8 protein-coding genes are annotated in these 8,578 nt (G+C 68.4%); 3 read left to right on the top strand and 5 right to left on the bottom strand.

Annotation, left to right across the window (positions count from 1 at the left end):
* Positions 1-128: 128 nt before the first annotated feature.
* Positions 129-1,811: a long-chain-fatty-acid--CoA ligase gene (locus tag ASC98_RS22715; protein WP_056810582.1), complete on the bottom strand. Its 1,683-nt coding sequence runs from the start codon at positions 1,809-1,811 to the stop codon at positions 129-131.
* A 57-nt stretch (positions 1,812-1,868) separates the two neighbouring features.
* Positions 1,869-2,594, bottom strand: coding sequence for a hypothetical protein (locus tag ASC98_RS22710; protein ID WP_056810584.1), 726 nt, complete (start codon positions 2,592-2,594; stop codon positions 1,869-1,871).
* Between the two features lie 109 nt (positions 2,595-2,703).
* Between ASC98_RS22710 and ASC98_RS22705 the strand changes: the two genes are divergently transcribed.
* From ASC98_RS22705 to ASC98_RS22695, 3 genes are read left to right on the top strand one after another with little or no spacing between them, the layout of a single operon-like run.
* The gene (locus ASC98_RS22705; RefSeq protein WP_056810588.1) at positions 2,704-3,207 is read left to right on the top strand and encodes a hypothetical protein; all 504 of its coding nucleotides are present in this window, start codon (positions 2,704-2,706) and stop codon (positions 3,205-3,207) included.
* Positions 3,207-4,820 carry a GMC family oxidoreductase gene (locus ASC98_RS22700; protein ID WP_056810591.1) on the top strand — a complete coding sequence of 538 codons (1,614 nt, stop codon included), beginning with the start codon at positions 3,207-3,209 and terminating at the stop codon, positions 4,818-4,820. Before ASC98_RS22705 ends, ASC98_RS22700 begins: the two co-directional genes overlap by 1 nt.
* Before the next feature lie 30 nt (positions 4,821-4,850).
* A complete protein-coding gene (locus ASC98_RS22695) occupies positions 4,851-5,750 on the top strand; it encodes a triacylglycerol lipase (RefSeq protein WP_056810596.1) in 900 nt (299 codons plus the stop codon).
* On the opposite strand, the gene phhA is transcribed toward ASC98_RS22695, so the two are convergent.
* From phhA to hppD, 3 genes are read right to left on the bottom strand one after another with little or no spacing between them, the layout of a single operon-like run.
* Positions 5,751-6,647: a phenylalanine 4-monooxygenase gene (gene phhA, locus ASC98_RS22690; protein ID WP_056810598.1), complete on the bottom strand. Its 897-nt coding sequence runs from the start codon at positions 6,645-6,647 to the stop codon at positions 5,751-5,753.
* Positions 6,635-7,405, bottom strand: coding sequence for a transporter substrate-binding domain-containing protein (locus ASC98_RS22685; RefSeq protein WP_056810601.1), 771 nt, complete (start codon positions 7,403-7,405; stop codon positions 6,635-6,637). Before ASC98_RS22685 ends, phhA begins: the two co-directional genes overlap by 13 nt.
* On the bottom strand, positions 7,402-8,523 hold the full coding sequence (gene hppD / locus ASC98_RS22680) for a 4-hydroxyphenylpyruvate dioxygenase (protein WP_056810605.1): 1,122 nt from the start codon (positions 8,521-8,523) through the stop codon (positions 7,402-7,404). Before hppD ends, ASC98_RS22685 begins: the two co-directional genes overlap by 4 nt.
* Positions 8,524-8,578 lie beyond the last annotated feature (55 nt).

The following is an 8,578-nucleotide window of genomic DNA, read 5'->3' as shown; positions in this document are numbered from 1 at the left end:
AGGCTATTAATAAAGCCAGCCCCCGTCTCCTCCCAAGGTGACGGGGGTTTCGCTTTGGGGGAACCGGTTTTGCGGGATGCAAATTCCGGGGATGTGAATCCGCCTTGGCAGACACCGGACCGGCGAGCTCAGGACACCCTCAACTCCCGACGCAGTATCTTCCCGACGTTGGACTTGGGCAGATCGTCGCGAAACTCGACATACTTCGGGCGCTTGTAGGCCGTGAAGTTCTCGCGACAATAGGCCGCCAGGTCGTCCTCTGTCAGCGTCGAATCGCGCCTCACCACGAACAGCTTCACCGCCTCGCCAGACTTCGGATCCGCCACGCCCACCGCAGCACACTCCAGCACCGCGGGATGCTGGCTCACCACCTGCTCGATCTCGGTCGGGTAGACGTTGAAGCCGGACACCAGAATCATGTCCTTCTTCCGATCGACGATTCGCACGTAGCCCCGCTCGTCCATCACGCCGATGTCGCCCGAGCGGAAGAATCCATCGTCCGTCATGACCAAGCGCGTTTCGTCCGGGCGATTCCAGTACCCCGCCATCACCTGCGGGCCGCGGATGCAGATCTCGCCGGACTCCCCCAGCGGCACCGAAGCACCCGCATCATTGCGGATCGCGATCTCCGTCGACGACACCGGCAACCCGATCGACCCGGTGAACTCCGGCTCATCGAAGCGATTGATCGTCGCGACCGGCGAAGTCTCCGACAACCCGTAACCCTCGACGATCGGACAGCCGGTGACGCGTTGCCACTGCTCCGCCGTCGCGCGCTGAACCGCCATGCCGCCGCCATTCGAGATCACCAGGTCGGTGAAATCCAGCCGTCTGAACTCCGGATCGTTCGCCAGCGCATTGAACAGCGTGTTCACTGCCGGGAACATGTTGAAGCGCTGCCGCTTCAGCACCTTCACGAAGCCGGGGATGTCGCGCGGATTCGGAATCAGCACGTTGAGCATCCCGAGCCGCGCCCCGAGCATGTAGCAGGCCGTCAGCGCGAAGATGTGATACAGCGGCAGCGCGCACACCGTGACGATCTGCCGATCGCCCACCTTGTCGAGCATCGGCTGGAACCACGCTTGCGCTTGCAGGATGTTCGCGACGACGTTGCGGTGCAGCAGCACGGCACCCTTCGAGAGGCCTGTCGTCCCGCCGGTGTACTGCAGGAAGGCGACGTCGTCCGGGCCCAGGTCGACATGCCGCAGCGACAGCCGCGTGCCCTCGGCCACCGCCATGTTGAAGCGCGTGACCGAGCCGCCGGCCGGCGCACGGAGATCGAACTCCGGCACCATCTTGCGCACATGCCGAACGACGAAATTCACCAGCTGGCCTTTCACGAAGCCCAGCAGGTCGCCCATCGATGCCAGCACCACATGACGGATCGGCGTGCGGTCGAGCACCTGCACCAGCGTCTGCGCGAAGTTCTCGAGCACGATGATCGCCTCGGCACCCGAATCGCTCAGCTGGTGCTCCAGCTCGCGCGCGGTGTACAACGGATTGACGTTCACCACCGTGCAGCCTGCGCGCAGCACCGCGGCGATCGCGACCGGGTACTGCAGCACGTTCGGCATCATCAGCGCGACGCGCGCGCCGCGCGCCAGCCCGCGGGCCTGCAGCCACGCGCCCAATGAAGCGGACATCTCGTCGATGTCGCGGAAGCTCAATCGCCGCTCCATGCACACCGCCGCATCGCGCGATGCGTGCTGTCGAAACGACTCGTCGAGCAGCTCGACCAAGGACCGGTAGGGCGACGTGTCGATCTCCGCCGGAACGCCAGGGGGATAGTGGTCGAGCCAGGGTCGTTGCATCGATGCGGCGCTCGTGGGAGAAGGTACTCCATGGTGCGGGTCGCCCCCGCGGCGCGGCTACGGTAGTTGTCCTAACGCAGCCGCGCGCGCCGTTGTCCCGTGGGTGACAGCGTCGGTCGCGAAGAGCGACTGCATCAGCGCCAACTCCCTCGCGCGGACGGTCTTCAAGAACTCCGAGGCGCCACCCATCGCATGGAAGGTGTCGAAGCCCGACTCCAGGAACGATTGCAAGGACGACAGCCCCGCGGCGCGCGCCGGCACGCGCATCATGCGCAAGCTCTGGCGCAGCAGCAGCCGCCGCGTCAGCTGGTCGAGCGATTCGCCGATCTTCACGGTCAATGCCACCTGGCGTTCGCGATCCGCCCGTCGCCCGCAGGCCTGCCAGGCCGCCAGGTACTCCGGTGCGTCCACCGGTGCGTCCGCCACCGCCGCGCCCATGCCGCTGTCCAGCGATTCCGACAAGGCATGCAGCGCGGCCAGGGATTCCACAGTCGACAACACATCGCTCGGAAAGAGCCGCGTCAACGCCGGCACGACCCGCGCGAACTGCGCATCGCGCTCGGCAAAGTCGCGCGGTCCGTACAGCTCGTCGAGAAAGAACTGCGCCACGCCGCGGTAGCGAGGCGACGCGAGAAGGTCAGCATAGGTGTGCGCGAAGCGCCGCTGCTGATAGGCCTTCACGGCCGTCACACGAGCCTGCAGCGAGCGGTCGCCCGCCCGGCGAACGCGTTCGGACTCCACCGCCGACAGGTGCTGAAGGATGTTGTCGCTCGTCGCGGCCATGGCGGAAGCTCGTTGCTCGTTGCGGGTTTACGAGAGGCCGGGCTAGTCCCGTGCCTCTACGGCGGCTGCGGCGAATGATGCAACACTGCGCGCGCATCCCACCAACCCCATGCAAAGACGCAAGCTCCTCCAGGTCGGCGCGGCCGCCTCGCTCACGTTGATCGCGGTCGGCGGCGGCCTCGTGCTGATGCGACCCGGCACGCCCGCCGACGAGTTGAGCGCCGACAGCCGCGCGCTGTTCGCTGCCGTCGCACAGGCGGTGCTCGACGGCGCGCTGCCATCAGGGGCGGCACGCTCCGCTGCCGTCGCGGCGCACCTCGAACGGGTCCGCCAAACCATCCACGGCTTCGCACCCGCTGCGCAGACAGAGCTCGCGCAGCTGCTGGGCATCCTGTGCACGGCGCCGGGCCGTCGCCTGCTCGCCGGGCTGGCTGCGCCCTGGGACACCGCCACCGTCGACGAGGTGCAGCAATCTCTGCAGGACATGCGCACCTCGCGCTTCGCAACCCGGCAGCAGGTCTATCACGCGCTGCGCGACATCACCAACGGCGCCTACTTCTCGGACCCCTCCGCGTGGCCGGCGATCGGCTACCCGGGACCCCGCGAACTCTGATGAGCCATTTCGACGACCCGATCCAGCAAGGACTGCAGCGCGGCTGGCACGTCTTCGGCGGCCCGCACGGCCCGGTGCCGGCGACCCTGAGCTGCGACGTCGCGATCGTCGGCAGCGGCGCCGGCGCCGGCATCACGGCCGAGTTGCTGACGAAGGCCGGCCTGCAGGTCGTGATCGTCGAAGAGGGCCCGCTGAAGAGCAGCCGCGATTTCCGCCAGCGCGAGAGCGAGGCCTACCCGAGCCTCTACCAGGAGAGCGCCGCGCGCAAGACCGCCGACAAGGCGATCAACATCCTGCAGGGCCGCTGCGTCGGCGGCTCGACGACGGTGAACTGGACCAGCTCGTTCCGCACGCCGGTCGACACGCTGGCGCACTGGCAGTCGCAGTTCGGTCTCGCCGAGATGACGGCGGCCGCGATGACCCCGTGGTTCGAGCAGGCCGAGCGCCGCCTCAACATCGGCCCCTGGCTCGCGGCGCCGAACCGGAACAACGAGCTGCTGCGCACCGGCGCCACCAAGCTCGGCATTCCGGCCTCCGCGATCCAGCGCAATGTGAAGGGCTGCTGGAACCTCGGCTCCTGTGGCATGGGCTGCCCGACGAACGCGAAGCAGTCGATGCTGGTGACGACCCTGCCGGCCGCGCTCGACGGTGGCGCCACGCTGCTGGTGCAGATGCGCGCCGAGCGCCTCGAGTCGCGCGACGGCGTCGTCCAGGCGCTGCACTGCGCGCCGGTCTCCGACAACAGCGCGGCCACCGGCGGTGCCGGTGTGCGCATCACCGCAAAGCACTACGTCGTCGCCGGCGGCGCGATCAATTCGCCGGCGCTGCTGCTGCGCTCCGGCACACCGGACCCGCACGGCCTGGTCGGCAAGCGCACCTTCCTGCACCCGGTCGTGATATCGGCGGCGAACTTCGCCGATCCGGTCAATGGCTGGGACGGCGCACCGCAGACCCTCTACACCGATCACTTCCTGCAGACGCAGCCGCTGACCGGGCCGATCGGCTACAAGCTCGAGGCGCCGCCGCTGCACCCGGTGATCCTGGCGTCGACGCTCGCCGGCCATGGTCGTGCGCAGGCCGAGATGCTGGCCGAGTTCCCGCGCACGCACGGCCTGCTGGCACTGATGCGCGACGGCTTCCATGCGGAGTCGCCCGGCGGATCGGTCGCGTTGCGCGGCGACGGTACGCCGATCCTCGACTACCCGTTGAACGATTTCGTGATGGACGGCGCGCGCCGTGCCTTCCTCAGCATGGCCGAGATCCAGTTCGCCGCCGGCGCGCGCAGCGTCATGCCGGTGCACGAGAGTGCCGTGCCGACCACGTCGTGGGCCGAGGCACGCCGGCAGATCGAAGCGCTGCCGATGAAGCCCCTGCTGACGCGCGTCGTCAGCGCCCATGTGATGGGCGGCTGCCCGATGGCCGGCAGCGAAGCGCAAGGCGTGGTCCGCCCCGACGGCACGCACTGGCAGCTCGCGAACCTGTCGGTGCACGACGGCTCGCTGTTCCCGACCAGCATCGGTGCGAACCCGCAGCTGTCGGTCTACGGCCTCGCGACGATGCTCGCAACGCGCCTCGCGAAGCGCCTGACCGGCCGCGACGTGCAGCTGGCGTGAGCGTCACACCGCGCTGCTAGCATCGTCCGCATGCTCGCGCGACTGCAACGCTTCATCACCTTCGGCCTGCTGTTCACCGCAATCCTGTGGGCAGCGTGGTTCATCCACATCGATCGCCCAGTGTGGGCCGGCGCCGGTGCGGCGCTGATCGTCTTCGGCTACGCGCTCTTCCTCGGCCTCGAGTTCGTGTTCCTGTACTTCGTGCACGGCGACGATCCGACGCCGCGCGCGACGGTGCCCCAGTTGCTGCACGCCTGGATCGGCGAGGTGCTGACGGCACCGCAGGTGTTCTGCTGGCGGCAGCCCTTCCGCTCGACCCTCGTGCCCGACCACGTGCCTGACCGCGCACCCGGCGCGCCCGCCGATCGCGGCGTGGTGCTGGTCCACGGCTTCGTCTGCAACCGCGGGCTGTGGAACCGGTGGATGCAACGGCTGCTGCAGCGCGGCACGCCGTTCATCGCGGTCAACCTCGAACCGGTGTTCGGCTCGATCGACCACTATGCCGACATCATCGAGCAGGCCGTCGCCCGGCTGGAAGCCGCAACCGGCCGCGCGCCGGTGCTGGTGGGCCACAGCATGGGCGGCCTCGCGATCCGCGCGTGGGCCGCGGCGCACGGTGGCGAAACGCGCGCGCACCGCATCATCACGATCGGCAGCCCGCACCGCGGCACCTGGCTCGGGCGCTTCTCGACGACGGCCAACGGGCATCAGATGCGCCTCGCGAGCCCCTGGCAGCAGGCGCTCGGCACCCGCGAATCGGCCACGCTGCCGGGGCGCTTCATCTGCTTCTACAGCCACTGCGACAACATCGTGTTCCCGGCCAGCACCGCGACGCTGCCGGGCGCCGACAACCGGCATGTGCCGGGCGTCGCGCACGTCGACCTGGTCAACCAGCCGGTGGTGTTCGACGCGCTGCTGGCCGCGCTGTGATCACAGGCCCAGCACGCGGTCGCCGGGCAGCGTCGCCTCGGCCGCCAACTCGTCGCGCCGCGACACCGCTTCGTAGATCGGCGTGAAGTCGGGCGCGGTCGCGCGGAACAGCTGCTCGAACGAATCGATCACGAAGTAGGTGGCCTGGAAGGTGTCGATCTTGTAGCGCGTGCGCATGATTCGCTCCAGGTCGAAGCCCAGGCGCTGCGGCTGCGCGCTGGTCACGCTGTGGCGCAGCTCGCCGGCCGACGACAGGATGCCCGCGCCATACGCGCGCAGGCCGGCCGGCGTCGCGATCAGACCGAACTCCACCGTGTACCAGTAGAGCCGCGCGAGGTACTCGCACGACTGCAGCCGGCTCGCCTTCAGGCCGCCGGCGCCATAGGCCTGCATGTAGTCGGCGAACATCGGGTTGAACAGCAGCGGCACATGGCCGAACAGGTCGTGGAAGACATCGGGCTCGACCACGTAGTCGAACTCCTCCGGCTTGCGGATCCAGCCGGTGACCGGGAAGCGCCGCGCGGCCAGCAGCGCGAAGAACGCCTCTTCGGGAATCAGCCCCGGCACCGCGACCACCTCCCAGCCGGTCGCGCGGCGCAGGCGCTGCGACAGCGCCTCGAAGCGCGGGATCTGCGTCGGCGTGCCGAGCTGCCCGACCGCGTCGATGAACTCCTCGCAGGCCAGGCCCGGCAGCTGCGCCGCCTGGCGCTCGTACAGCCGCTGGTAGAGCGCGTGGTCCTCGGCGGTGTAGCGGTCCCAGTCCTGCTCGCAGGTGTAGTCGGCGCGCGCCGAGGCATAGTCGCCGCGGGGCGGGCGATCGCCCTGGCCATAGGTGGCTGGCGCGACACCGCTGTTCATGCCCTTCGCGGCACCGGCGCCATCGTTCACCGCAGCCATTTGTCGGCCGTCCGCTGGTACTCGCCGCTCGCCTTGGCCAGGTGCAGCCACTGGTCGACGAAGCCCTTCATCACCATGTCGTTGCGCGGCAGCATCCAGGCCATCTCGCCATACTGCAGCGGCCGGTCCGGGTTCACCGCGCACAAGCCAGGCCGCAGCTTCTGCTGCACCAGCGTCTCGGCGGCCTCGGTCACGAACACGTCGGCCCGTTTGGCCAGCAGCTCGTCGAAGATCGTCAGGTTGTCGGCATGGATCGTCAGCGTCGCGGTCTTGAAATTGGCGCGCGCGAAGCGCTCGTTGCTGCCGCCCGGGTTGGCGATCGCGCGCACGCCGGCCTTGTCGATGTCGGCCACGCTCTGGTACTTCGACACGTCCTCGCAGCGAACCAGCGGCGTCTTGCCGTTGACCATGTAGGCGGTGCTGAAGAACACCCGCTTCTGGCGCTCGGTGCTGACCGAGATGCCGCCGATCGCGACATCGCACTTGCCGGCACCGAAGTCCGGCAGCAGGTTGGCCCAGCTCGTCTTCACCAGCTCGAGCTTGACGCCGATCGCCGCGGCCAGCGACTGCGCCAGGTCGACGTCCAGGCCTTCGAAGCCGCCATCGGCGCGCTGGAAGCTGAACGGCTTGTAGTCGCCCGGCGTGCAGGCGCGCAGCACGCCGGCCTTCATCACCGCGTCGAGCGACGAGTCCTGCGCCGACGCGCCGGCGGCCAGCGCCGCGAGCGCGAGGCCGATGAACGAACGCACGCGCTTCATGCGGCCGCCTCGGGTTCGGCCTTCAGCACGCCGCGGCGCACCTGGTCGAGTTCGATGCTCTCGAACAACGCGCGGAAGTTGCCTTCGCCGAAGCCCTGGTCGCCCTTGCGCTGGATGATCTCGAAGAAGATCGGCCCGATCACCGTCTGCGTGAAGATCTGCAGCAGCAGCTCGTTCGGCGCGCCCTGGTGCGTCGCGCCGTCGATCAGGATGCGCAGGCGCTTCAGTTCGTCGAGGCGCTCGCCGTGCTGCGGCAGCCGCTTGTCGACCAGGTCGTAGTAGGTCGCGATGGTGTCCTGGAACACGACGCCCTGGGTCTTCATGCCGTCGACCGTGGCGTAGATGTCGTCGGTGCCGAGCGCGATGTGCTGGATGCCTTCACCGTGGTACAGGTCCAGGTACTCGGCGATCTGGCTCTTGTCGTCCGAACTCTCGTTGATCGGGATGCGGATCTTGCCGCACGGGCTCGTCATCGCCTTGCTCTTCAGCCCGGTCAGCTTGCCCTCGATGTCGAAGTAGCGCACTTCGCGGAAGTTGAACAGCCGCTCGTAGAAGTCGGCCCATTCCTTCATGCGGCCGCGATGCACGTTGTGCGTCAGGTGGTCGATGTAGGTCAGGCCGTTGCCGACCGGCGACGCATTCGCGCCGGGGATCGGCACGAAGTCGACGTCGTAGATGCTGATGTTGCCGATCGCGCCGGCGGCCGCGCCGTCCTTGCCGTGCCAGCGGTCGACGAAGTAGATCAGCGAGTCGCCGATGCCCTTGATCGCCGGGATGTTCAGCTCCATCGGGCCGGTCTGGTTGTCGAAGCCCCAGGCGCCGAGCTCCAGCGCGCGCGCATAGGCCTGGGCGGCGTCCTTCACGCGGAAGGCCATCGCGCAGACGCTCGGCCCGTGGTGGCGGGCAAAGCGCTGCGCGAACGAATTCGGCTCGGCGTTGATGATGAAGTTGACGTCGCCCTGGCGGTACAGCGTGACGTTCTTGTGGCGGTGCCGCGCGATCGCGGTGAAGCCCATCGATTCGAACAGCCGGCCGAGCGCGACAGGGTCCGGCGCCGCGTACTCGACGAATTCGAACCCGTCGGTGCCCATCGGGTTGTCCCAGGGGGTGAACTGCATGGCGCGCTCCTGCAAAGTGGAAGTTGCCTGCACTGTAGAGTCGTCCCGTTGCAGG

Origin of the sequence: Rhizobacter sp. Root1238 (genome assembly GCF_001425825.1) — a bacterium.
GTDB lineage: Bacteria > Pseudomonadota > Gammaproteobacteria > Burkholderiales > Burkholderiaceae_C > Rhizobacter.
The sequence above is the reverse complement of the archived record's forward strand: the minus strand, read 5'-3'. Positions and strand labels throughout refer to the sequence as shown.